Below are 25,459 nucleotides of genomic sequence, written 5' to 3'. Positions count from 1 at the left end.
GGATACACTTTAAATGATATATGGAAGCTGGCGTAAACCGCTATTTCACTGAACTATTACCGTAGGAAAAGTAGATGCGATAAAACAATTGCAAGAAGAAGGATATCGTGTGGCAATGGTTGGGGATGGCATAAATGATGCCCCTGCACTCGCGACTGCAAACCTTGAAATAGCGATGGGTTGTGCTGGTACAGATACTGCAATGGAGACTGCAGATATCGTTTTAATGGCTGATAACTTAGAAAAGCTTCCCCATACAATGAAGTTGAGTCGAAAGGCATTAACGATCATCAAACAAAATATATCGTTTTCGTTAATTATAAAAGCTGTAGCCCTGATACTAATCTTCCCGGGCTGGTTGACCTCACGGATGGCTGTCTTAAGCGACACTGGTGCTGCACTAATCGTTATCCTAAATTCTCTTCGTCCTGTAAAAATCAAAGGGCAGTAATAGCTTTTTCCTAGACATAAAAACTTCATTTGAATTCCCTTGGCACACGATAAACTAAATAGTAGATGTATAAAACGCGGATAAAACGTGTATAAAAAGTGTATAATGGTTTCAATTTCTATCGTTTTCTAACGACTTTAGAAAAAAATATCCACTAACGTTGTTGGGGCAACGTTAGTGGATATTTTTAAATTTCTTAACATCTTCTAAATTAACTTAATTATGTCCCAGGAGGACGTATATTAATCGCTATAAACATTGGTATCAATGGCTTTTGTAGTCCCAATGTGTAATTTATGTGTATAATAATTTAGGGTGTAAATCGGTTCAATTGACTCCTGATTATTTCAAAATATTAAAAACGCGACAAACCTTCTCTTGGACACTCCCTTTTCCTCCCTCAAGGAATTTTTCAAAGTCGAAAAAAACCAAAAACTTTTTTTAATAATTTCCCTTGTTATTGTCCAACTAATCCCCTTCATATCGGTGTATATTAAGAGAGTTTATCATCCTATTAATTACCCAATCTGCCGATTCCCTGTTGAATTTCTGTGAATAACGTCACTATACCATGTTCTCCACAGAGTTTATGTAATTCAATACTTTTTATCTAAAACAGAAATGAATTTATCCACATTAAATAATTCTTCCCCTTTGGATATAAATAGCAATGCCAGGCGCCTTAGTGTAATCACCACATAGTCCCTAATCCCTGTATCATTATAGCCCGCAATATCATGGACACCTTTTGTTTCACTACACAGCTAAGAAACAGTTGACACCACACTAAATCCATAGACAAATCCTTTTTGATAATTCTCCTTTATATCGGAAATTGAATTTTTAATTTGCTGTGACGCATTGGTAAAACACACGTTCTCCATAAGATTATGGTAGGCCATTTCTTCTTGTGAATAATCAATTGGTTACTTTAGTTGTAGTAAATTGTGCAGTTGACACCAAAACCATAATCAGATAATAATTAACTTAAATCGTTACAATGTCTGTTAATCTAACTCTCCATACTTTTGAAAACATTTCTGCCAAAAAGGCCCTACGGAACTCCGTAGGGCCTTAAAATATAACTTTTATTAATTACTTACTGGAATAATTCCACTGTCAGATTGATAGCCTGCTAGCGGATAGGCGGGAATTTCTTCCCAACGATCCGGATCAACGTTTTGTACTTCACCCGCAGCAATTCCTGAAATCAAGTATTTTAATCCGAGATAATTTTGTTTTATTAAGTGACCATTTGATTTTTGTCCTAAATTTCCGTCTCTCGTGTTTCCTTTTGTTTCAAAGAAGATGGCCGGATTGCTATGATGAGTTGGATTTATGTTATCGTAATTAAGCCCTAACATCATCGCCGAAACGACTCCGCCCTTAATGTCAATTTCATACTTCTTATCACCGCTGCCAGTTTGGTAACGATCGATGTGCATATGCCCGTAGTCTTTTAGCGCATCATATACATACACGGACATTTGGCGAGTAAGATCATTGTATAAGCCATCTTTTATGCCCGGTAAAGTTGGCCCATTAGGCGCTAATGACACACCGAGTGACATAGATGTTGATTTATTTGTTCCGTATACCGTCTTAAATCCTTGATGATGAAGATCAATCGCGTAATCCGGCTTTACATCTGCCCAATATTTATACGTTGTGATTGACTCTTTCGCTTTAAATCCACCCTCTGCCCAATCTCGATTTAAATCAATCGTGATCGGCCGCTCTCTGTTGTCTAATCTAGGTTCGCCATTTTCATCATAAAGCATAGTCGTCCGTGTATTCATAATACTCCCGTCCGGATTGTTCATTGGGATTGCATAAATGGTCGTATTTTCCAAAATCGTTTTAATTTCTTTAGATCCACTGCTGCCAAATGTCTTTAATAATTCTAAAACAGCATCAGTTGTTAATTTTTCATCTCCATGAATTTGAGCTTGTACCCATACTTTGATAGGTCCCGTCCCAACTTTTGCAGCGTAGATGCTTCGTTCTTGTTCACTCTTTCCATACTCGTCCAAAGTAAATACTTCAACCTTACCTTTACTCGTATGTTCTATTTTCTTTAACGTATCGATCATATTCTCATAAGTGATCAAACTGTCCATGCTCGTGTTACCGTTAGTCGAAGGACCTCCGGGCACTGTATCTGCCGCAATAGCTTGAGATGAGAATGTCGTTGAAACAATTAAACCGAATGCAAAAACAAACATAAATATCTTTTTCAAATCAATACTACCTCCTGTTATTTTATACTTACCTACTTTTATAGTATAATTGATGGACTATTAAAGTAAATGGACAATTCGGACTATAACGAAAGTATGATTGAAGAAACTTCCTAACAATTCATATGGCCCCAAACAGATTCTAGCAGCGGAATTTCTTTCGCACGTCGTTTTTCCTCTTGAATCACTGGAAGCGATGTTCAACAATAGTCAAGATCAAGACAGAGTTCTCGAACAGCCCGGACCAGCTGGTCCTTGAAATAAACGATTAGGTTAACTGGTATAACAAGATTCTAATTCACGGCACGCTTGGTTATAAAAGTCCACCAGAGTACAGATTCCAGACCTTATAAGTATTGTTCTTTAGTGTTGTAAATCCACACTTAACGCCTAAGAGTCTGACTACCACTTATTTTCCCAAGTGTAAAGTGAACCTACTTGATTAACCCCCAAATAAATGACAACATTCGTTATGCTATTTTACCGAGAAGAAGATACATGATTATAATGAAGAATAAGCTTACTAAAAATGAAAAAATAAGTTTCGCTATGAAAGGGAGAAGTCTTTCAAAAGAGCATAAAAAAAAGCTATCTTTAGTTAAAAAAGGGACAATACGAACAGATTTAACAAAAGCGAAGATTAAACAAACGATGCTCGGAGATGAATTTAAATTTTTCAAAAAAGATCATCCTACAGTCCCGCAAGTCGAGTAATAGCCGCTCACATTTAACTGCAATAGATGTAAAAGAAATCCGAGAACGTTATAGTAATGAAAGAGAAGCCTATATACGACTACTAGCAAAGGATTTTAATGTGAGTAGACACACAATCCATTGTATTGTTACTTATAAATTGTGGACATAACAGTCCATACAAGACAACGAAGTGTTCCCGCGTTAGTGAGGACTACTCCCCCCATAGAGTTCGGGCTATTACAGTTATATACCTAATAGTACAAATCGCTATACATCAACATTCCGGAGTGTTTCATTCAAAATAATTATACTGGTTTTTATAAGTTCCCACATCAAATATGACCGCATCACTTCAGAAACAGATAGCTGAAAATATTAAATTTCACTGTCTGTTTTCTTGATTTCAAAGATTGCAGTATACCCTACTTTCCTAATTCAGTCTTCATCACTTCCGTTTGCATTTTACGATACTCGCACCATTTTACGAACCTCATTATAATACCTATCCATATATTTACCGGCCTCTCTTTTATGGAACAGCCACTTGCTCCCTAAACGTATTTTCGGAAATTATTCTTCATATAAAAGATGGGTTACAATCGTATTCCATGACATATTTAAATATGTAGCTAGTTGCTTTGAATTCATGATAAACACTTCTGATTCAAGTTTTTGTAAATGCTCATCTATTTTCTGAAGATAAAGCTCTTTTAGCTTCTAATGATCAACTTCTATCTTAATCATTTCTCTTCTCCCACCCAGTCATTCAGCCACTCAATTTCCTCCAGTGACAAGCTCTGTCCTTCTGTTTCTGTTTCTATTACATGATGCCAATTCGCTTCTTCCCATTCTAAATGGGCTTCCCAATCACGCATAACTTTAACCGCTTTTTCTGTCTCTAATTGGTGCCTCGTTTTGAAAGGAATTATTACCGCCATACATGCCACCTCTTCCGATAAGATCTGTTCCTTCTATTATATAGGCTCAAATTGAAAGAATCAAAAAGCCCAAACTATTTTAGTCTGGACAATCTTGATATCATATGCTTTTCATTTTTCCTTTTAGTACTTTAAATAGAAATTACAGTATTAAAAAAGGTCCTTAAACTGTAATAATTATTGACTAGCGTCTGTTCTAATGATTTTTCCCCTTAACCCGCTTTAACGTCGCTACTATTAGAAAGCTAACAATTACTAATAAGACCCACGAACTCACCTTTCCTAGATGCACGAGACTCCATGCATCATTTTGGTTTGGATAATTCCAAGCTCCAAAGAAGGTTGCGATATTTTCGGCTATCCAGATAAAAAATCCGATGAGCACAAAAGAAAGTGCGAGTGGCATACGGTAACGGGTTCCATCAACTACGTATGTGACCCATGATTTCCAAAAGACGAGAATTACAATTCCAGATAGCCACCAACGAACGTCAATCCAATAATGGTGGATGAAGAAATTCAAATATATCGCAGTTGCAAGAGATACTACTATCAAAAACGGTGGCCACTTTACCAGTTCAACATTAAACCTTCTCCATGCCTGGCAAAGATAACTTGCCACACTTGCGTACATGAATCCGCTATACAAAGGTACTCCAAAAAATTTAAAATATCCTTCTTCTGGATATGACCAGGAACCCATATGTACCTTAAAAAGTTCAAGAGCAAGTCCAATAAGGTGGAACAATGTAATGACTTTTAGTTCATCTCGTGTTTCAAGTCCAGAGCGTACCATCCACCACTGCATCAGAAGTAAGATGATGAGCAGCCAGTCATACCGTGGTAGGAAGGGGAGGGATATGATTTGTGTAAGAGCCAAAGAGGCAAAAATAACGACAGGAAACAAACATGATAGGGCCTGCTCCCAACCAAAACCAACGAGTTGTTTTAGTGCTCTCATGATTCGTGCCTTCAAAGGTTTTTTCTGAACATCATTTTGAATGGTTAAATTCATGAGTAACGCCTCTTTCCATTTTCAGTATAGAAATGTTTTCGGTTTTTTACCAACTTACTCCGAAAGATCTGTAACGCTCATATTCCTTTTCGCCAACATTACGTCAATGTTGATTATAATCCTCATTGTTTTCACCTCAAACCGTCAAATCATTTTCTGATTTTATGTTAATAGCTTCTTGTAAGAGACTTTGAAGAACAGCAGCGAAGATTGCTATTACCATAGAAGCAAAAATAATGATCAATCCGATTACAATAATACCGGGTGCATCTTCTATTTCCGCCATGAAATAAAAAATCGGCATGCCTACCACATACAAAATACTAATTATGATTGCACAGTACTTGATTTTCTTTAAAGCTCTTACCGATAACACCGAAAATGCTTTGTTCCTGTCAATATAGCTCAATAGTTTAAAAGCTTGGTACAAAGCAAAGTAAAAAGGTATCGCCGCTGCATACATATCAATTAATACGAGATATTTCAAATAAGCAATATCTGGATACAATTCTACTGCATAATTGGCTATCTCAGGCACCAAAAATATGCACAAAGCTAGTATTGGAATTCCAATTAGAATGACAGCTATCTTTAAAAATAGGGTTGTTCCTCGTTTCATAAAAAGCACCTCACTTAACTTATATAATGTAATTTTTACTTTAATACGCCATTAAAAGGCGCACGTAATTAGATTTCAATCCGAACTAATTGATAAGGAGCCTGGAGTCTTTCATTAATAATGCCTCTATTTTGATAATCTTTTAAACCACCTTCATACATCAATTGAATATTAGCTAAATGAGTCAAGTCACTTGGTTTAACCAGTGAAATATCCTCTTCTTCATAGTTAATGATTTTACTTTCCTTTAGTACAGATGCCACAAACTGAGAACAGAAGAATGCATTTTTTCTTTTTATCGGTATTTTAAATAGTACTCCAAATAATCCTATGAAGTTGTAGCGATATTTCTCCTTTTTAGAAGCTATTTCTTGGATATATTGGTACATCTTTTGAAATTCAGCATTTGATATGTTTAAAGAATAGATGGCACAATCTGACTGTCTAAATAATTCGGAATGAATATCCTCTCGAACAAATCCCCCAATAAAAGGATTTTTCGCAGTTTTTCTTCCAAAACTATATACCTCCATTAACTCAGCATCAAAGGCGATTGAGGCATGGTTATAAGGTTTTTTCGTATATGACTTAATAAGTCTTGTTAACATCGTTCCTGTATCGGATAAAAGGATATAAACCTTTTTTTCCTTGATCATAATCCTCACCTTTTTGATGTAAAGCAGGTTGTCTCTTATACACCTGCTTAATTCATATTACCCTTCTTTATCTTCGTCTCTTTTGTATTCTATAATATCTCCAGGCTGACAGTCTAATGCCTCACATATAGCTTCTAAGGTAGAAAATCGAATCGCTTTTGCTTTACCATTCTTTAGTATCGAGATATTTGCCATTGTTATCCCGACCTTCTCCGTAAGTTCTGTTACGCTCATCTTCCTTTTAGCCAACATCACATCAATATTAATTATAATTGCCATGTTATTCACCTCAGCTCAAATTATTAAATCATTTTCCTCTTTAATATCTATGGCTTCTTTCAAAAGCCTTTGAAGAACAGCAGCAAAGACAGCAATCACCATGGAAGCAAAAATAGGAATCATTCCGACTATTGCTAGACCTGGGGCGTCGTCTATCTCCGCCATAATAAAGACGAATGGAAGGGCTACCACATAAAAGCCGCTAATTGCGACAGCACAGTATTTTATTTTCTTTAGAGCTCTTACAGATAATTCCGAGAAAGCTTGGTTCTTGTCAATAAAGCCTAATAGGGTAAATGTTTGATACAAAGCCAAGTAAAATGGGATCACAGAAATATACATGATTATTAAAATAGAATATACTACATAAGCGAAATCCCAACCTCTCCCCGCAGCTTCATTTGCTTCACTCGCTATCTGAGGCAACAAAAATATGCACAAAGCAAGAACTGGAATTCCAATAAAAATGACCGCTATCTTTAAAAATAGGGTTGTTCCTCGTTTCATAAAAAGCACTCCCTTAACTTATTTATTGCAAATTTTACTTTAACACTTAATTTATCGAATATCAACAAATATATGTCGCATATCAACGTATGTTTTTCGTTACATAAATATTTTTCTCGTTTTTGACAAAGCTAAAAAGCATTCCTAATTACATAGAAATACTCTGTACAACTTAAATCTATTCAATTTATAAATTGTTCAACTAACGGTTACTTGAATAAGAAGTCTCTCAACCGCTAATACGTTAATAATAAATAAGAAATCTCATTGGTTGGTAGCTGCCAATCAAAAGGCACTCGAATAGTTAATCACCTCATCATAACAATTTTTCCATCTTTGAAACTTTGTCCATATTGGATTTCTCCCTAAACTTCATAATTTCCACAAAGGTATTTCCCATTCCAAACGAAAAGCACTGCCCGAAGACAGTGCCAATTAAAGTTCTCAATATGTTAATTTATAGTTCAAACGCAGTAAAACTTCCTGCGTCATCAAAGTCTTTAACTGTTACTACCTTGTCTGAAAACTGGTTAACTGTTTTTATATTACTTCCTATCGTAAGGGATAATACATTGCAGTTCTTTTCTTTTTTCTTTTTATTGAACGACTCAAGAAACGATTCTTTTACTTTGTCCTCCCCATCTGTAATGAAAACTAAATCAGCTTGTTTAAAACGACTTTCGTTTATTACATTCATCGCTCTTTCAAGAGGTAATGCAAAGTCCGTTCCTCCTCCTAAGAAAGATTGAGCTAAATTGATCATATCTGAACTTTTTATTTTCCCTCTTTCATATTTAAAGATTTGTGTACGAGTAGAAAATAGGATTAAACAAAAATCCCTCTTCTGTTTCCTTGCAATAGACATAAGCGCTAACGTAAACCCTTTTGATTGGGTATCTAACTTGTGCATGCTGCCTGACTGATCCAGACAAAGTACAATTGGACCTTTCCCTAATACCTCATGCCCTTTCTGTTCATATTGCATCGTTTGACCTTCCATAAAGCGACGTAGGAAGTCTTTCTTCGTTATTGGATGTGTGTACAATCCTAGTTCCATTGGCAATAACCGTTCAATATCGCTACCTAACGTAACCCCGCTTCTTTCCATTGTTTCACTATGCTTGGATTTCTGCTTGTTACGGGCAATCTGTTTAAATCGGCCAGCCCAATCTGCAATTTCTTTCATCTGTATATTAGATGCAATTTTCTCTGCTAATGAAATTTGGTCCCGCAAAGGAACTTTTTTCAGCTCTGCATCGCCACTACCAGCACTTGTGCCACCAAGTAATGATTTCAAACTATCTTTCGTTTGTTTGGTTTCTTGCATAGCTTGTGCCATTGCTTGTGAAAAGCTATAGCTGTTATTTTGTAACGACAGTTGAAATTGGCTATCTAAGTCCGACATCGCTTCTTTTAAGTCTTCTTGAAGTTTCTCATTACCATTTCCAGTTCCATTTTGTTGCTTCTGCATTTGAAGTTGTCTTTGCATCGCCTGTATTTCTTGCATCAGCGTTTGTAAATCTTTATCCTGTTCTTTTTGTTCAGTCAACCATTCCTTTGTTTTCTCCCCGAATTTCACAGTTCCGATGGCTGACGATAATTCATCCAGTCGGGTAAATTTTCGGTAGTTTTCAAACGAATCATCACTCATAATTTTCTCCATAAGAGATTCGTTCACTTTCAAGTCTTTTGGGATTTCTTCTTTAGTCAATTCAGGTTTCATCTTGTATAAAGAAGCCCAAATGTCAGCGAGTAAGGACTCGAACGTAGCTAATTCTCCATCACCACTTAGCTTTTGTAGACCGTGCGACATAGAATAAATTTCGTTGAAACGTCTTTTATCAAATGCATCTGTATTTAACACAGATTGATTTCCACTTTTCGCTTTTGTTGATTCCAATAGAAACACTTCCCTTCATTTGAATGAATAGAAAGCCAAGGATTAATTCCCCGGCTTTCAATCTACAATCCTAACGCTTAAAACCGCATTTCAACAGCAGATTTTGTACTTGAAGTATCAATATCCATTGGCTCTAAAATACTGTCAAGAACCTCTTGCTGAATCGTCTTCACTTTATCGAGCAACGGACCTATATCCTCATCTCTACTTTGATTATGCTTTTTCAACTTATTTAAATCAGCAACCAACGATTTCAGTTTTTGAGTAGCTTCCATACCAGCGTCAGTAGAAGCATCCTTCTGAATAAGTGAATATATTTCACTCGCCTCTTCCTGAATCCTATCCAGTTTTTGAGTAACCACATCTTGTGCATGGCTACGAACAATCAAAGAAACGCTATCCTTTTGATCCACTGTTTCCCAAAGTGCATTTTCAAGAATGACAATATCATCAACTTTTACAACTTGCCTTTGGTTTATCAAAGCCTTCGCCTGAAGCACTGAGAGCGACTGTTTAAATCGTCTGTCAGATGGACGGATTCCTTCATCGCGTAATTCATTACGGATTTTTGAAAGCGTGTCATAGACTTCATCAGGAATTGTAACCATGTCAGTAAAAAACTGAAGTTGAACCAACTCATCCATAGTCATGGAAGGCATAGCGATAACTTGACCGGCCCCCTTCATCATAGAAACAAAATTCGTTTCATCTGCAATATAATCTAGCTCGAATCGAAGTAAGAATCTGTCGAAAAGAGCTTCTAGTCCTTCTCCTTCTTCGGGGTATTCATTTGAAGCTCCAATGACTGACATCAAAGGTACCTTTACAGGTGTCCCGTTATTATAGAAAAGCCTTTCGTTTATAAGCGTTAGCAAACTATTTAAGATTGCTGAATTAGCTTTAAATATCTCATCTAAAAATACAAGATTGGCTTCTGGCATTTTAGTGGCTGTATTCCGCTTGTACACGCCCTGTTCAAGGTCTTTTAACGACAACGGCCCAAAGACTTCTTCGGGTGTACTGAACCTCGTCAGCAACCACTGGAAGTATTCTGTTCCCTCTACTATTTGTGCTAACTCAACCGACAATGCGGATTTCGCTGTTCCAGCAGGTCCAATCATGAGCATATGCTGCCTAGAAAGTAGAGCAACAAGAATCCCCTCAACCTCTTCTTCGCGTTCAAAAAACTTTGTATTGAGTGCCATTTTAATTTCCTCTAACTTGGTAAAATTAGTGTTTGTCATTTTGATTAACTCCTTTTTTAAGTTTAGATAGAAAAAGGAAGCAGGCTTCTAATGAAACCCTACTTCCCTTTTTAAGATTCATTTTAGTTTTTCGCTGAAAGAATATATAATTCTTGTTCTTTTATCGACAGCTCCCGCATTTTTAACTGCAACTCCTTTTCTTTCAATTCATTTGAACGCTCAAGTTCTTGTGCGATTTTCTTTATAGATTGCACACACTCGACAACATCACGCTCATAGAATTTTCTTCCCATTATTGTTTGAAAAAACTCAGGCATTCTAATCGCTCCATTTCTATACTTTTTAAAAATCCGCGACCATTTTCGCAATCGCTGCACGAATCGTCATGATTTTATTTTCTAGCGTGTCTGCTTCATTGGTGACAATACCCTTGTAATTACGATAGTTGGCAATTACAGACTTCGCATTTTCAATAATCTCTTTCACTTGTCCCTTTTTCAGCCCACCACTCGACTTACAATCATTTAAAATGGATTCCAAATGATCATTTAGCTTCGTGTTCACCATTTGTCGGTTGTCGAATGTATTAACGACAGGTATCTTGAACCCTTCACTGTTCTCAAGAGAGGACGTAAAGTTTACAAGTTGATTCAACCCTTCCGTATGTGAATCTGGTACAAAATAAACACCGCCATTAGGACGCACAGGTGTGGGTGCTAACGATTGAAGGATTTTACTCACCATTACTCTTACTTGCTGGGCTGAATAATGATCTTTATAAATATTGAAATTCCGCTCTGCTTCAAAACAAAGCTCCTTTGCCATTTTATCCTCAGCAACAAACGTTAGAGAACTATTTTGCTTATCCAATGTAATTACGCCCGCTTGACTGTTGTAATCAAGACGTTTACCAGCCTGATTCACTTTTTCCACTACAATGTTTCTTTGCACGTGGCTCTTGTCCGAGAACACTTCACGTATAAGGAAGTTCTCGAATACACCAGCGCGTCCAGTAGATTTTCTAGTCTCAATCTCCTTAGTACTTCTTCGGAAAGCATCGGCTGGACGAATCGCATTTGGCATCCACTCAACAGGTAACCCTGATTGAACAAGACCCCGCTCTAAATCATCCATTTTGACTAATTGCTTGCCAACTGAAAACCACATTAAGTGTCCTAAAATACCGCCTTGTTGCTCGTTTTGAACAGCTGTCATTTGATCAAGATTAATTGACATACCTATCTACCCTCTCTGTTTTGTATTTAAAATAAGTAAAAAAACGCACTTAACCTAGCAATCGCTAAGTAAATGCGTTTTAAAATAAACCGTTTTATGCTAGTTAAATAAACCTTCTTCAATCTCCCTCCATTACCTTTTCAAATGCAAAAAATCGACCTCTCCTGAATAGGAAAAATCGATTTTAATATATATATCACGCAAAATGCGTAAGTATCCTCTTTGAATTGCATGTGCAAATTTTTGACGTGTCTAGCGTCTGCCTAACTTTTCCACTAAAAAAGGAATACAAAGGCTTAAAACTTATGCCGAATCTCTTTCTGCGTATGCATAAAGTGTAACGACTTTCACCAGTAGGTAAGGTGACTAAGAAATAATTGGATATGAACTCATTTTAACAAAAACAGAATCACATAGCAAAAACATCAGAATAAGAGCAATAGTTCAATTCGTTCCGTGCGAAGCTCACGCACAAATAGGCGAAGCCTGGGTGCTAAATTGCGAAGTATATCTCCATTATTTTCCAGTATTCATTGTACAGTTGAACCTTTTAGAACATAATGCTGATTTGGATCAGTAGGTGAGGCGCTTATTAATACTAAAATATCCTTTTCACACAAGCCTTTTAATATTCTCAAGCTAAAATTTTTACTTCGTTATATATATTGATGGAGCTGTGCAATTGTAATGGAACCTTTACTATAAGTGTGTTCAATAGCTTTTTTTCATAATCATTTAAACTATCCCATTTCGGAAAAATAAGCGAACTAATACGTTCTTCCCGTCTTATACGACGCATTACAATATTACTTTTAAGAGTTAGAATGATTGACCCCAGTTTTTCTATATTCTCCGGGTCGTCAAGAAAAACGTTTCCTATCTCTAGGTACATTCTTTTTACACCTTCACCAAGCTCCCTACCCCAGCCGAGATTGGTCAGCGCCCTTCCTACTCTAGAATTTCGTGAATCTCTCATCGCTTGCCGTTTTGTGTACAGTGTTAGGCGATGCATCTATCTGAATAAGAAGTACCTGGTTTGATTGCCCCTTATTATTAACGACTGACAGAAAGCGTTATATTGCCCTAACATTAGGAAAATAGTGTGTTATTTTGCATTGGATAAAATCATTTATTTTAACATTTCCTTGAACCCTAATTCCTTCAACTCTTCCGTTTCCAACACCAATAACAATTATACCACCATCTGCATTGGCCATAGCAGTAAGCGGACTATTCAGCTTGGCTGCTTTCAAATCAGCCGACTTCTGTTCAAAGTAATGACTTTCTGGCAGCTCTAAAACATCTCCAATCGTTATATTCCCAAAGTTAGGTGTTTTGAATAACATCTTCCCCTTCTCTATAGCTTACAATTTTCCCGACAGAAAAAGAAATTACCCATCTTTCAATACTCTCATAAGTACAGTTCTCCCTTTTATAAAAAGGCAAGAAAAAACAGGTTTCATTCATTGGTTGAATGAAACCTGTTTTATGTAAGTTAACAACGTATAAATTGTATCATCTGGAAAACAATAAAATTGTATGAAACCTTATCCCTGTGCCACAATAGGCGCCCGATTATTGTAGTAACTTTGCTGAATAGTTTCGTGCATAAGCAACTTTTCCATGCATGTACTGTTATTCAATAACACCACATACGATGCGATCGCCGGAATCTCCAGATGGTTGAGTTTTTCCATCGTCTGCTTCAGCATGAATAATAAGAGCAGTTCCACCTTCTTGCAACAGTGAGTTTTCTTCTCCGCCCTTAAGCGTTACATGTTCAGCTAAGAATTCTTCATTTACCTCACCGTCTTCGCCTACTTCAAGATTCGGCAAATCACCCGCATGCGGACCTTCTTCGTGATTGATTCCATGGCTTGTGTCAGCCGGATTAAAATGACCCCCTGCTGACTCGAAGTCAGGAACTTCACATTTTCCCACTTCATGAAAATGGATACCATGCGTGCCTTCAGACAAACCTTTCGCATTCAACTTAACTTGAACACCGTCATCTTTATCAGTCAATTCTGCTGTTCCAATCGAATCCCCACTACTGTCCATCAAATCAACTTTAACAATTAGTAGGTCTTCATCTTCAACCATCTCATCTTCTTTAGATGGACTTGTATTATCTCCGTCGGTCTTTTCTGTCGTCTTATCATTCACCCCATCAGTTTCGGATGATTCATTTTTATCCCCACAAGCAACAAGAACAAAAACGAGAACGAATCCTGGAATTAACAAAAGCCATTTTTTCATCATTATACTTCCCTTCTATTGAAAAGTTCCAATACTCATGCATTCCACTAATTGCATAAGTTAAACCTAAATGGCTGGGATCGTTGTTAAACAAGGTGGATTTTAAACAGACTCTTGCACTTGCCACTTGCTTATCAAAACAATGAGATAATCGATTACTTTTCGTTTCTTTTTCACCCAATCGTTCGACAGACCTGGTTCTTCTCTTGATCTGTGAAGCAACCAATCACGCTAGAAACATTCATGATTATTTCTAGCATAAGTACCCGAAATTCAATTTCAAGTTCCAACAATTTTCTTTCCTTTAGGCTGTTTACTTTTAGTATTCGGTTCCAAAGTAATCCCGATAGTGTCAAATGAATTAAGTTTTGACATGTCAACTGTTAGGACACCGTAACCTTCCTTATCTGGTCTAAAGACACCCGCACTTTGGCGTTGACCGTTGTCAATCAACCACACTTGGTATACTTCTTGCCCTTTCGTTTGAGGAAAATCGAATACATTTACGACAAGCTCCTCTTTTCCACTTTTGTTTATCAAAAATGCTTGACCGTGTACTTCGCCATTTTCTCCCTCTGCAACATTTAACTTCATGGTAGCTGATATCTCACTGAAGCTCTTTACTGATGGACCCTGAATAAGGGGAGTAATTAACAAAAATATACCTAACAACATCGCGGCACTCAAACTAGTCGTCAGCGGTGTAAACTGGTTACGTACCGATTGGATTAGAGATTTCACTTTTTCCCATGGCGTTACGTTCTCATCTTCATTCTCAAGCACAAAATTCAACACTTCTTCTTTTAACCCTAATGGTTCCTCAACAACTTCAAAGTCGAAATGCATAGCTTCCCACATTTCATCATCCGCTCCAATCAAATCACTTAAGAGGGATTGATCAGACATAGACTTTTTCACACCTTGATCTTTACGGTCATTTTTCATTGTTGCTCCCCCCTTTCTATGTTTAATCGCAACTGTTTTAATGACTGATGAAGCCGGCTTTTTACCGTTCCAATTGGTTCTTTTTCAATTTTGGCGATTTCCTTAAGTGTGCAACCTTTCCAATATAAAAGATCGATTAAACGCCTTTGTTTCTCTGTGAGTTTAAGTTTTGCATTCTGTATTAACTGTGCGTCGATATGCTCGTCAATTATATTTTTCGGATCCGCTATGTATTCAATCGTAGTATCGTCGCTCATAAACTTGTGTCGCCGTTCTTTCTTTACATAATCTAGACAAATATTTCTCGTAATTGTTAATAGCCAATTGATAAACTTCCCTTTTGACGCAGTATAGTGACTTTGAGTCGTCCAAAGCCTTAAATAGACAAGTTGGGTAATCTCCTTTGACATTTCCATTTGATTATTGGAAAACTTATAAGCATAGCTATAGACAAGCTTACCGTATCGGTCATATAATTCCTCAAGTGCGTTACGGCTCTTCACTTTAACCAATCGAAACAGTTCCTCATCGTTTTTTGTACGCACACAACTGCACCCCTTCCCGAGTGAATATTCTTACTTCTCTAATCATACCAATAAGATCGCTTGCTGTTAACAGGAAGAAAGTTATGGGCATACAAAAATACAGGAGAAACCATTCAGGTTTCTCCTTTTACAAAAATTATTTTCCGAACTCAGTCTTATTATTCACTACATACCAGACATCTTTGACGCCTTCTCCATTTACATCTCCTTGTGCCTCGTCTTTCACAAAGTAATAAAGTGGATACCCTTTATACGTCAACTGTTCTTCACCATTGTCTTCCCGAGTGATGCTACCGAAGTCGGCCTTATCATATCCATCTGGCACTTCATAATTACTAGCTTTTACAAGCGGCCAGGTTGCAAGGCAATCATCTGTACAGTTACTTTTTCCTTCGGCGTCTTTTTTGAAATAATATAATGTCATTCCTTCATCATCCGCTAAATACTCGCCAGTGTTGTCATTCGATAAGACTTGTAGGGCCGGTCCTGTCGGTTCCGAACCCTTGTCATCGTCTTTGACTGATTCTGTAGGTTCTGACCCTTTGTCTTCGTCTTTGACTGATTCTGTACTTTCATTTCCACATGCAGCTAATACCCCAAGTACAATTAACAACAGCAATCCCAATAACCATTTCCTCATTATTTATTCCTCCTTAACCAAAGTTTTTTACGCGTTCACTTAAGGTAACGACTTGAATGCATAAACGGTTTGATATTTTTTAAAAGTTCATTACTTCCATCCCCATTTTTGAAAAACTTCTTGGGCTTCTTCTGTTTGTAAATAAGTCAAAAAGTTTACCGCTGCCTTTTTATCCGTACCTTTTACTGTTAAAGCCGCTGGCGTCCCTCTATATAACTTATCTTCTTCCGGAAATGTCACCAAGTCCGTTTCGTTTTGAAGGCGATAATGCCAAGATTCATATGTGATCCATGCATCAATTGTTGAATCTGAGTTCCAAAGCTCTATTGCTTCGGCACTTGTTTTAACCGAAACCGCGATATTTTGTTGAATTTCGGGGATTAGTCCCTTACGACCCGCCAAATCCTCCCAAAGCCCAAGTTGACCCGCTCCGTTGACATCGACAATGCGGACATGTTCTTTCGTTAAATCAGCAAACGTTTGAATACTTTTTGGATTTCCCTTCCTCACAAGAATTCCTGCGGGACGGGAATATAATTCAACCCAAGAATCTTCGTTTAATAATCCTCGATGTGAAAATAAAAAGTTGCTTAACATGTAGGAAGAGCCGCCGTAAATAATATCCCCATCCTGTTTTGCATTTTCAATCCATTTCCCCTCCGGTCCCGCAATCACTTGAACTTGAATGCCTTTCTCATTTGAAAAACGCTTCGCCAATTCTTCCATTGGACCAAGAGGACCACCGGGACCATAAACATAAACAACGTTGTCAACCTTTTTCGACTTCACTTTCTTTTCACTAGCCATGCCAGTCACCACAATCAACCCAGCAACAATCAGAATGACAAAAAACACGAAACCAATTTTCTTCAATCCTATTGACCACCTTTCAAATAGTTACTTCTACTAAAGGAAACGACTGAATGGACAAAACGGTTTGAAAGAACATCATTTTAAGGGAACAGAAGAAAAGAGGAAGGGTTCCGAGTTAGCTTTTCTCTATCGAGTTCCCACATCCGTTAGTTTAATAGGTGTAACCCCTTTTGAGATCTAATTGAAATGGAATTCCTCTTCTCCAAGGGGCCACTCTTTTCAATTCGCTTATTCTAATATTATTTTGTTTCGAACATCATTGGGGTATCGTTTTCTAAAATGAAAAGATGACTGCCAGTGAAATGAGAAACAATTACTGCACCTAATATTTGTTTGTAAACCTCCTAATTTCCCCCTCTAATATTCTACTAATTTTTTCACTTTAATCATCGACCAATAAATCAAGGTTATTTTTTCTTTGAAGCTACGAAAAAGCATAATTATGCTTTTTTAAGGTCATCGAATCCCCTATGTGCACGATTAAATATTCATTACCGATAATATGGAATAAGTCCCTTTTTATAAAGAAAAGCCACGATATTTAAGAAAGGGTAAGGAATTTTCTTCAAAAAGAAACGTTTGCGGTAAAATTGACGATGGGCTTTTTTAAGATTACTCCATTGCCTGCAGTCTTTCATTTGTCTAAATCGTGCAACATCAATGAGCTTTATTTCATCAGTAGATGTGATGAAAATATTACGTAAGTGAATGTCAGAAGGATTTAATCCCAAATCTGAAGCCAATGATAGTGCATAATCAATTTCATTAATATGATCAGATGTAATGATTCTCCCGTGTGTCATACATTCAAAAAGCGTATAACCATCGACGTAATCCATGACAACATAATTCAATCCAGTTTCATAAATAGATGGAAAATAATTAATATCTTGTAGTAATTTATAAATTTCAGCTTCTTCTTTAGCAATGTGCGTAAAATCAGGAAAGAACACTTTAATTGCTTTATTTGATGACCGCATTCTGAAAACAAATGCACTTCTCCCTGTTCCAACAAGTTTTAAAGATTTGTCGTGGCTAATGAGACGATTCTTCTTGTTAATGATGACTGAATTTACAAGTTCTAGATAATTACCCAAAGGTTAACCTCCAATTACTTTCAAAAAATAAAAAAAGACATTATAACCAATTCTGGTCATAATGTCTCAAATAATACAAAAGACCTCACCAAATAATTGGTAAGGTCTCGCAAACAACGATTGTTGCCAATAAAGCCGAGGATTTAAATCCTGTGTTGACGACTTTTACTGTATTAGCTACTCCCCTTAGTGGAAGTTGGATATATTATATTGTAAGTTTACTATAAGTTTAAACAGCTTAGATGTCAATCATAATACAGTAATCGTATCAGAAAGCAGTTAGTTATGAGTGGGTTGCCAATGATATGATTGTTACTTCTATTAATTCTGATATAACCCTTCAGTTTCCATAAATCTAAAACTGCCTGACCTTTACCGAAATTGTGTGACCACATTTCATTTGAATCAGGAACGTTTCGCACCCACAAACGCGCCCAATAATTTACCATGTGTTTTATTTAAATTTGTCCGTTAAGTTAGATAGAAAATCTTGTGCTTTCTCTGTAACATTTCCAGTTGCTTCTTTTGCTTGATCAGCTACACCGTCCACGTTTAAAGCTTCCGCTCCTTGATCCAAAGACTCATTCACTTGATCGGTTAGGCCTTCTACATTCACGCTTTCGCTCACTTGATCTTTGAACTCATTTGCCTTATCTGAAAGTCCATCGACATTTAAAATCTCGCCAGCTTTATTCTTTAATTCTTCTACATTCAAATCTGGTACAACCTCACTTACCTTTCCAACGATAAGCTCTTTCAACGATTGGAATAAACTCATACAAACATCTCCTCATGTTTTCTACTTTATCGTATCTTTCCCCACTTAACCAAAAAAACGACTTTATTTCAGCCTGTCAATTTATAGAAGCAGAATACTTTAATTCCCCTTCTTTTTTCTTGACAATTAGTGTCTGCTACGTTCTTTTCCCTTAATTAAAACCAATCAGATTCGACACAATAGTAATGGCTACATCAACACCTATAATTGCGACCACCTCCATTATTGTAATCATAGTTTTGTAAACATCCTCTCTATTTTATTGAACATCAAAAACACCGATAGCACTCAATAGCAAACGGGTAATGCCTACAATGGCTAGACGGAGTTGATGGGAATAAACTATCCGCTTCTTCTGGTAGTAAGTCTAAAATCTCCCGTTTGGAATTGATTTCGTTTGCTACACCCAAAGCCCACTTTCTGGAATCTTCCATAGCAGCCTGATTGAAAACGTGTTTGCTCGTTCTTCTGAATCGAAGAAAGAACGTTATCTTCAACCGCAAATTGACTCTTCAATAGATCAATGACCCAAGCATAAAGTCCGATTGGAATATAGTTTAATTACTTTTTGCTAACAACTTTGTTGAACTATGTCGCTGGTCAGTCAATTTTACTGCTAGGTAACTTCCAAATACGCACACCCACCCGTATATTTTCATGCATAACCAGATCTGCAAAAAGGCTAGTTAAAATTGCTGACACCATCGAGAAATGAAGTGGATTTGAACGGAACACCATTCGTGGCTGAACATTACTGGATGAGACAACTAGAGCAAAAGGTCATAAACCTGGAAGACCTAAGGTTAATCAGATAAAATTTAATAAGGCAATCACCCTGTATTTTCTAAGAATGACAGTTAAGAAATTTAAAGAAGCTATCAAGGTTTCGGCTGCTACAAACCATTGATGTCTTTTAAAAGAGTAAACTCCCTAACGGACGTACTCTTTTATACTTCATATTCAATTTATGCTGGACTTTGTGAGCTCTACTAGTACATAAAATCTCTAAAGTTTGATAATTAATGGGTTTTAAGCCTTGTGTAAGATCCTAATTTTAAAGAAGAGGTGAGGGAAGTTTCAATTTTGCGTTCAATTCGAAAAATTTATCAATTTTTTGTAGATATACCTATTGAAGAAGGTACGGTTTTGAACGAACGCTACGAAGTTCTGAATGTTATAGGGACTGGAAGCTATGGCATTGTTTATCTCTGCAAAGATTTGAAGTCACAAGAGAATAGAGTGGTTAAACAGCTTCGTCCAAGTAAATGTCGTAACAAAAAAGAAGTTAAGCTGTTTGAAAGTGAAACCTCTGTTTTGCGTACACTAAACCATAAAAACATGCCAGTATTATATGAAGGTTTTTCAAATAACGAATATTATTTTTATGTAATGAGTCTCATTGAAGGGGAGAATTTGGAAGACCTTATTTTTTTTAGCAAGAAAACCTTTAATGAAAAAGAGTCTCTACTAATTCTTAATCAGATGCTCGAATTAGTCGATTATCTTCACAAAAAAAGTATTTACCATCAAGATTTACGTATTCCAAACATTTTACTAAAAAATGATGAGCCCTTTTTGATCGATTTTGGTTTGTCTAAGCAGAGTGTCTCGGTTGACCCATTTCAATTTCCGTCTAGTTCTTTACAGAACAAACATAAAGATATCCTAGAAATGAAACAACAGGACTACTTTGATTTAGGTGAAATACTTTTATATTTGCTTTATACGACATACTCTTTAAAAAATAAAGAAGCTCTTCCTTGGACAGAAGAACTTTCTTTAGAAAAGGAAACCGTTTATTTGCTGAAAAGACTATTACAAATTAATGAACCATATTCAACTATTAGTGAAATTTCAACCGATCTTCATGCTGCACTTAAAGCGAAAGAAAAAGTATATTAATCGTAACGGGGAAGGTTAGCTGCTGCTCCGACCCTTCTGTCTATAGCGGTTACTTCCACTCATTGGAGATCGCTTATACCCCCGATTGCTGCTACTACTGCCTCGGCGATTGTGACCATATCTTCGCTCGCTGCTGCCTTGGGAGAGTTGCTTGAGTTGCTTGAGTTGCTTCATTATTTTTTTTATCATTTTTTCCCTCTTCTCATTATTTTTTAGAGCCTGTCGTTATTTATTTTGTTTAGTCTAGCATAAAGTTAGGACAAAACTTAAATAATTAGTACTCCTCTCAGCTAAGTCTAACTATTTTACATGTCTAAAATCTGATGAGTAAATATCTCTACTTTCTACACCTTCAGTGGGCTTGGTTTAAAATGGCACGATATATCTTCTGTCGAAACTCGGACAGATGTTGGTGGATTAAAAATAAAAGATCCTTTCCTAAATTGCAATATAAAATGCAACAGTAGGGAGAAACCAGATAAACCGTGAAGCCTATTGTCTCGTAGTCATTAAAACAAGACAGCTCCCCATCATTCATTTACGTGAAACGGTCTCTCTTTTTTCTCACGTTTATTTTGGAAATAAGCAGAAACTGAAGTCGCAATCGTCAGCCAAAGAGCACTTGCCACGAATCCCCCGACAATATCGCTTGGGTAATGGACACCAAGGTAAACACGGCTCGTGCCAATCATGATAATCATGAAGGGTGTGAATACAACAAGAAGAACACGGCTCACCGTTCTTTTCACATCACGCCAGGCGATATACGCAATGATTGCATAAAGAGCGAACGCCATCATCGAATGACCACTCGGGAAACTGTAGCCGTTTGCATCCATGATACGGTGGATTTCTGGCCGCTCTCGCTTGAAATAGTTTTTCAGCAGTTTGTTCAACAAAACGGATCCGGCGACCACGGAAATCAATAGAAATGCCTGCTGTCGGTAGCACAATACAAAATATAAGACAATAAACCCCATCAAAGCAATTGCCACAACAACATAACGGGAGCCAACCCACGTAAACAGTTTCATAATAGATGTCAGCCAGGGTGTTTCCAATCCTTGAACAAATACGATGACAGCAGTGTCGAATCCTACAATTGCTTCGTTGCCGATAGCGGCAGAGATATATCCGAATGCTACGCCGAGGCCGATGCAAATGATAAACGTTATTAGAAGCCGTAGCGAGAGTTCGCGCATGACATGCACTTCTTTCATTTTAATCATAATTGTATACTATTTCTATTTCTATTTCTAAAGGGAAACTATAAAAATAATTCTAACCTAAAAGATACCTTATTCGATTCTTCTGAAAAAATAAGCCTTGATGACAAAATAGTTACTGAATCTAATACTTACTCTAGATTAATCAATCATTCCTATACAGAGTCAATTCATTTTTTTCAACAGTAACGCCATTATTAAGAAACACTCGTTAATATGTTCATCAGGACTATACGTTTCTTTAGGTAAAATAAAATATATTCGAGCTGAACAAATACCTAAAAATAAACACGAACTATCCTGTTTTTAAAGCTTGGGAAATTATACACTTCCATTAAATTATTTACCAGAAGGAAGTTCTTTTTTCTCCTTTGATAAAAACCAGCCGCCCAGTGCGATTAGAACAAGTACCACATAAAAAGTTATTTTCCATTCAGGTGACTTGACAAACTCTTCAGGTAATATCGCCACCCCTGGGTGTGATAATGTTAAAACAGACAGCTTTACTCCAACCCAACCTACAATGAGAAAGGCGGAAATTTCCAAGCCTGGTTTCGTTTGAAGCAATTTCACAAAGAAATTAGCAGCAAAGCACATAATAATTAAGCCAATTATTCCCTCAGCAAAGATAACGAGGAATTTTCCTCCATCTAGCCCACCAATTTTGGGCAGATTTTTATTTGGAAGCGTAACTGCTAGTGCTACTGCTGCTAGAATCGAATCAACTGCAAATGCTATATCAGCCAATTCTATTTTGAAAACAGTTCCCCAAAACAAACCCTGACTGTTTCTTCTCTTCTGCTTCTTTGTTCTTTTCTTTTCCTTTATTTACAATCAGCCTTCTAACAATATGATTGACTGCAATAAATAAAAGATAAAGAGCACCTATCGCTTGAACCTGCCATACATCAACAAGGAAGGAAATTACAAATAATGAGGCTAAACGGAAAACAAATGCACCCGCGAGTCCATAAAACAGTGCTCCCTTTCTTTCCTCTTCTGGAAGATGCTTGACCATGATAGCTAAAACAAGTGCATTATCCGCTACTAATAGTCCCTCTATTGCAATTAAAAGTAATAATACCCAGCCGTACTCTATTAAAATTGAAGGTTCAAAGTAATCTTATTCCTCCTTTGGTATTCCGTTATTACGCTTTCTAAATGACGTTATATTTTTCTTTAAGGGATTGCGGAGCTATATTCACCATTCTTTCTAGTACAAAACCTGCGATAACAACATCATCTATGATTCCAATCAAATACAGGAAGTCCGGAATCAAATCAAAAGGAAAGAAGGCATATGTGAGTATCAGTAAGACTCCTAGTGCTTTTTTATGAAGCTGCACATCTTTTGATACGTAAAACTCTTTTAAAAAGGGGAGGAATCTCCAAGGTTTCAACATGAATTTAATTCTTTTTAGATGCTTGAACAAAAAAATCATCCTTTTCTAATTTTCAACTAAAATCTTCTGCCCTATGCATATCACTGGATAATTTGAATGATATCTTGGTCCCTACTCACTACACCTTTGCTAAAAGTAAGCCTTGTTTTAAAATGATACGATACTTCATGTGATGATACTGGGACACAAACTGGCAACTGAAAAGCAAATGAAATTTTATTCAATTCTTCTGTATGAATAAGTCTTGACGTTAAAATCGTTGTTGTATCGATTACTTTCTCTACAAGTGCAGTACAATCACTCATAATCAAATCACAGTCAATTCGTTTTATTTGTTGTTCGATGGTACCGCCTTTGATCAAAAAATACCCATGAACAGAATCACCGAACTTATATGTTTCCTTTTGCAAGATAAGATCGATTTGTGCTGAACCTATTCCTAAAAGAGACATATATTTCCTTAGCATCAACAAAGACCCTCCTTGATTATTTATTTAGATTTAAGCACTTTTTCTTCAACACGTTTTTCAATTTTTTCAATCAATACCTTATCCTTAAGAATTTCCTCTTTGTTTTTTCTAATTGAATCCAATATGGATACCCTTTCCTTCCCCATGACGTTATCACCTCCCTTTAGTTGACGATTTGTTAAAATAACGTAGTCTTATTTCTAGTCGTGCAAGCGTGTTACATCACTGTTGATCCATAGCACAGAGAAAGTACCTGTTATTTCCAAACAAAAAAACCTTTACCATTTGTATGGTAAAGGTTTTTACGTGCATAAAGAGACCTTTACCAATTGGTAAAGGTCTCGCTAACAACATTATATTGCCAACAAAGCCGAGAGTGTTAAACTCCGTATTGACGACTTTGTTATAAAAGCTACTCCCCTTTAGGAGATACTATTCAACTGTATGTAATAATAATAAACAATCTTTATTGATTTGTCAATATATTATTTTCTGTTTTTCTATAATCACCATAATTCGTCCAAGACGACTGGGGAAGGGAGGGACAAAGAATGAGTACACTCCAGATTTTCAACAATTTTGTCTTCAATATTCCTCGCCAAGTCTCCTATTGAAAATATCCCCATATTCTTCAATGACTTTTACGGGTGGCGACCAATCCCCCACAATTCTCTAAATGGATAAACTGGCCATAGTTTCGTCGGTACATCCTCAAAAGTTCATTTTGAAAAGCCTGTTTTCTTTGCTTCTAAATCTAGTGCTAGCTTTGCTATTAACATGTTTGACCCCACACCTACTGTGGATGGTAAATTTAGCGTCTCAATTACTTCTCGTTGAATAGCTTTAACAGTTTACACTGGATCACCCCACAACCTTTTTATTTCGAGTTAAATCAATGAAGCTTCCATTGACACTTCAAGCGTGGATTGCTTTAGCAGGAACATATTTATGAAGTATTCGAGTGACAACCAATGACATTTCTATAAAATAGCTTATTTCAGAATCGAATAGCTTAATGTCAGGGTGGTCTGGTATTTCGTACATACGGGTACCTGTTTTTACACGAAATCATTTTTTCATTGGAGGCGATGCCGCAAGCACAACAGATCCTTTTCGTTCAATATTCCAAACGACCGCAAATGAATGTATCAATGCCATCGGCAATAATTTAGTTCCAATTGCGAATTTCTCTTTGCTACGCTACGTTTGTGCACCCCACATTTTATCTTCGGGTACTTGAATCTCTCCGATAGAATCGTGCTCTTTTCGAAATTTAGTCATACGGGAATTCCTCTTTCTACCAAGTGCAAATATAATTTACTTGACAATTCAACCAAATAAGCTTAAATTCGCATAGCCGTTTTCAATTTGATACAATTACAAAAAAAGGAGTTTACAATGACTTATTTATTATTACTGGTAGGTTTCGCATTACTGATAATAGGAGCCGATTATTTTGTCAAAGGTGCATCCGCTATTTCGGCGCTCCTCCGTGTACCACCCATTCTAGTGGGGCTGACAATCGTGTCGTTTGGGACTAGCTCGCCTGAAGCGACGGTCAGTATTATTGCGGCGTTAA

The 25,459-nt window shown here is 36.8% G+C and carries 27 protein-coding genes and 5 pseudogenes; 4 read left to right on the top strand and 28 right to left on the bottom strand.

Going from position 1 to position 25,459, the window contains the following annotated elements:
* Positions 1–23: 23 nt before the first annotated feature.
* Positions 24–451: pseudogene (locus KSU66_RS14840) on the top strand (HAD-IC family P-type ATPase); the annotation flags it as partial.
* 1,091 nt (positions 452–1,542) lie between these two features.
* Here KSU66_RS14840 and KSU66_RS14835 read toward each other — a convergent pair.
* Positions 1,543–2,691, bottom strand: a complete 1,149-nt coding sequence (locus KSU66_RS14835; protein ID WP_269052252.1) for a M14 family zinc carboxypeptidase — start codon at positions 2,689–2,691, stop codon at positions 1,543–1,545.
* Positions 2,692–3,198: 507 nt separating this feature from the next.
* Here KSU66_RS14835 and KSU66_RS14830 point away from each other — a divergent pair.
* On the top strand, positions 3,199–3,405 hold the full coding sequence (locus KSU66_RS14830) for a hypothetical protein (protein ID WP_269052251.1): 207 nt from the start codon (positions 3,199–3,201) through the stop codon (positions 3,403–3,405).
* 722 nt (positions 3,406–4,127) lie between these two features.
* Here KSU66_RS14830 and KSU66_RS14825 read toward each other — a convergent pair.
* The 20 genes and pseudogenes from KSU66_RS14825 to KSU66_RS14730 form a co-directional block, all read right to left on the bottom strand.
* Positions 4,128–4,325, bottom strand: coding sequence for a hypothetical protein (locus KSU66_RS14825; RefSeq protein ID WP_269052250.1), 198 nt, complete (start codon positions 4,323–4,325; stop codon positions 4,128–4,130).
* Positions 4,326–4,521: 196 nt separating this feature from the next.
* The gene (locus KSU66_RS14820; RefSeq protein WP_269052347.1) at positions 4,522–5,286 is read right to left on the bottom strand and encodes a DUF817 domain-containing protein; all 765 of its coding nucleotides are present in this window, start codon (positions 5,284–5,286) and stop codon (positions 4,522–4,524) included.
* A gap of 111 nt (positions 5,287–5,397) precedes the next feature.
* Positions 5,398–5,475: pseudogene (locus KSU66_RS14815) on the bottom strand (helix-turn-helix domain-containing protein); the annotation flags it as partial.
* 1 nt (position 5,476) lies between these two features.
* The gene (locus KSU66_RS14810; RefSeq protein ID WP_269052249.1) at positions 5,477–5,959 is read right to left on the bottom strand and encodes a DUF2975 domain-containing protein; all 483 of its coding nucleotides are present in this window, start codon (positions 5,957–5,959) and stop codon (positions 5,477–5,479) included.
* Positions 5,960–6,027: 68 nt separating this feature from the next.
* Complete coding sequence (locus KSU66_RS14805; RefSeq protein WP_269052248.1) at positions 6,028–6,615, bottom strand: hypothetical protein; 588 nt, start codon at positions 6,613–6,615, stop codon at positions 6,028–6,030.
* Positions 6,616–6,672: 57 nt separating this feature from the next.
* Positions 6,673–6,894 carry a helix-turn-helix domain-containing protein gene (locus KSU66_RS14800; protein WP_269052247.1) on the bottom strand — a complete coding sequence of 74 codons (222 nt, stop codon included), beginning with the start codon at positions 6,892–6,894 and terminating at the stop codon, positions 6,673–6,675.
* A 15-nt stretch (positions 6,895–6,909) separates the two neighbouring features.
* Positions 6,910–7,401: a DUF2975 domain-containing protein gene (locus KSU66_RS14795; RefSeq protein WP_269052246.1), complete on the bottom strand. Its 492-nt coding sequence runs from the start codon at positions 7,399–7,401 to the stop codon at positions 6,910–6,912.
* A 457-nt stretch (positions 7,402–7,858) separates the two neighbouring features.
* Positions 7,859–9,310: a vWA domain-containing protein gene (locus tag KSU66_RS14790; protein WP_269052245.1), complete on the bottom strand. Its 1,452-nt coding sequence runs from the start codon at positions 9,308–9,310 to the stop codon at positions 7,859–7,861.
* A gap of 68 nt (positions 9,311–9,378) precedes the next feature.
* Complete coding sequence (locus tag KSU66_RS14785) at positions 9,379–10,545, bottom strand: AAA family ATPase (RefSeq protein ID WP_269052244.1); 1,167 nt, start codon at positions 10,543–10,545, stop codon at positions 9,379–9,381.
* 83 nt (positions 10,546–10,628) lie between these two features.
* Entirely contained in the window at positions 10,629–10,823 is a 195-nt protein-coding gene (locus KSU66_RS14780; protein WP_269052243.1) for a hypothetical protein, read from the bottom strand.
* 25 nt (positions 10,824–10,848) lie between these two features.
* The gene (locus KSU66_RS14775) at positions 10,849–11,742 is read right to left on the bottom strand and encodes a DUF6744 family protein (RefSeq protein ID WP_269052242.1); all 894 of its coding nucleotides are present in this window, start codon (positions 11,740–11,742) and stop codon (positions 10,849–10,851) included.
* A 634-nt stretch (positions 11,743–12,376) separates the two neighbouring features.
* Positions 12,377–12,754 (bottom strand): hypothetical protein, encoded by a 378-nt coding sequence (locus KSU66_RS14770; protein ID WP_269052241.1) that lies wholly within the window; start codon positions 12,752–12,754, stop codon positions 12,377–12,379.
* A gap of 61 nt (positions 12,755–12,815) precedes the next feature.
* Positions 12,816–13,088, bottom strand: a complete 273-nt coding sequence (locus KSU66_RS14765) for an AlbA family DNA-binding domain-containing protein (protein ID WP_269052240.1) — start codon at positions 13,086–13,088, stop codon at positions 12,816–12,818.
* A 289-nt stretch (positions 13,089–13,377) separates the two neighbouring features.
* Positions 13,378–14,001 (bottom strand): superoxide dismutase family protein, encoded by a 624-nt coding sequence (locus KSU66_RS14760; RefSeq protein WP_269052239.1) that lies wholly within the window; start codon positions 13,999–14,001, stop codon positions 13,378–13,380.
* Positions 14,002–14,280: 279 nt separating this feature from the next.
* The gene (locus KSU66_RS14755) at positions 14,281–14,946 is read right to left on the bottom strand and encodes an anti-sigma factor (protein WP_269052238.1); all 666 of its coding nucleotides are present in this window, start codon (positions 14,944–14,946) and stop codon (positions 14,281–14,283) included.
* The gene (locus KSU66_RS14750; protein ID WP_269052237.1) at positions 14,943–15,491 is read right to left on the bottom strand and encodes an RNA polymerase sigma factor; all 549 of its coding nucleotides are present in this window, start codon (positions 15,489–15,491) and stop codon (positions 14,943–14,945) included. The genes KSU66_RS14755 and KSU66_RS14750 overlap by 4 nt, the downstream gene beginning before the upstream one ends.
* A gap of 136 nt (positions 15,492–15,627) precedes the next feature.
* Positions 15,628–16,131 (bottom strand): COG4315 family predicted lipoprotein, encoded by a 504-nt coding sequence (locus KSU66_RS14745; RefSeq protein ID WP_269052236.1) that lies wholly within the window; start codon positions 16,129–16,131, stop codon positions 15,628–15,630.
* A gap of 90 nt (positions 16,132–16,221) precedes the next feature.
* Positions 16,222–17,004: a substrate-binding domain-containing protein gene (locus KSU66_RS14740; RefSeq protein ID WP_269052235.1), complete on the bottom strand. Its 783-nt coding sequence runs from the start codon at positions 17,002–17,004 to the stop codon at positions 16,222–16,224.
* Positions 17,005–17,495: 491 nt separating this feature from the next.
* Entirely contained in the window at positions 17,496–18,101 is a 606-nt protein-coding gene (locus tag KSU66_RS14735) for a protein kinase family protein (RefSeq protein ID WP_269052234.1), read from the bottom strand.
* A gap of 454 nt (positions 18,102–18,555) precedes the next feature.
* Positions 18,556–18,879, bottom strand: a complete 324-nt coding sequence (locus KSU66_RS14730; RefSeq protein WP_269052233.1) for a hypothetical protein — start codon at positions 18,877–18,879, stop codon at positions 18,556–18,558.
* A 1,083-nt stretch (positions 18,880–19,962) separates the two neighbouring features.
* Here KSU66_RS14730 and KSU66_RS14725 point away from each other — a divergent pair.
* Complete coding sequence (locus KSU66_RS14725) at positions 19,963–20,781, top strand: serine/threonine protein kinase (protein ID WP_269052232.1); 819 nt, start codon at positions 19,963–19,965, stop codon at positions 20,779–20,781.
* Between the two features lie 530 nt (positions 20,782–21,311).
* Here the strand turns inward: KSU66_RS14725 and KSU66_RS14720 are convergent.
* The 7 genes and pseudogenes from KSU66_RS14720 to KSU66_RS21445 all read right to left on the bottom strand — a co-directional run bounded on the left by KSU66_RS14720 (position 21,312) and on the right by KSU66_RS21445 (position 24,704).
* Positions 21,312–21,983, bottom strand: a complete 672-nt coding sequence (locus KSU66_RS14720) for a phosphatase PAP2 family protein (RefSeq protein ID WP_269052231.1) — start codon at positions 21,981–21,983, stop codon at positions 21,312–21,314.
* A gap of 363 nt (positions 21,984–22,346) precedes the next feature.
* Positions 22,347–23,112: pseudogene (locus KSU66_RS14715) on the bottom strand (TerC family protein).
* 52 nt (positions 23,113–23,164) lie between these two features.
* Positions 23,165–23,440, bottom strand: coding sequence for a YkvA family protein (locus tag KSU66_RS14710; RefSeq protein ID WP_443028988.1), 276 nt, complete (start codon positions 23,438–23,440; stop codon positions 23,165–23,167).
* A gap of 50 nt (positions 23,441–23,490) precedes the next feature.
* The gene (locus KSU66_RS14705) at positions 23,491–23,877 is read right to left on the bottom strand and encodes a sporulation protein (RefSeq protein ID WP_269052229.1); all 387 of its coding nucleotides are present in this window, start codon (positions 23,875–23,877) and stop codon (positions 23,491–23,493) included.
* Positions 23,878–23,900: 23 nt separating this feature from the next.
* The gene (locus KSU66_RS14700; protein WP_269052228.1) at positions 23,901–24,026 is read right to left on the bottom strand and encodes an FbpB family small basic protein; all 126 of its coding nucleotides are present in this window, start codon (positions 24,024–24,026) and stop codon (positions 23,901–23,903) included.
* 495 nt (positions 24,027–24,521) lie between these two features.
* Positions 24,522–24,566, bottom strand: a pseudogene (locus KSU66_RS21450) (hypothetical protein); the annotation flags it as partial.
* 33 nt (positions 24,567–24,599) lie between these two features.
* Entirely contained in the window at positions 24,600–24,704 is a 105-nt protein-coding gene (locus KSU66_RS21445) for a hypothetical protein (protein WP_443028991.1), read from the bottom strand.
* Between the two features lie 574 nt (positions 24,705–25,278).
* On the opposite strand from KSU66_RS21445, the pseudogene KSU66_RS14695 reads away from it, so the two are divergent.
* Positions 25,279–25,459, top strand: a pseudogene (locus tag KSU66_RS14695) (sodium:calcium antiporter); the annotation flags it as partial.

This window comes from Sporosarcina sp. G11-34, from assembly GCF_026931025.1.
The sequence above is the reverse complement of the archived record's forward strand: the minus strand, read 5'-3'. Positions and strand labels throughout refer to the sequence as shown.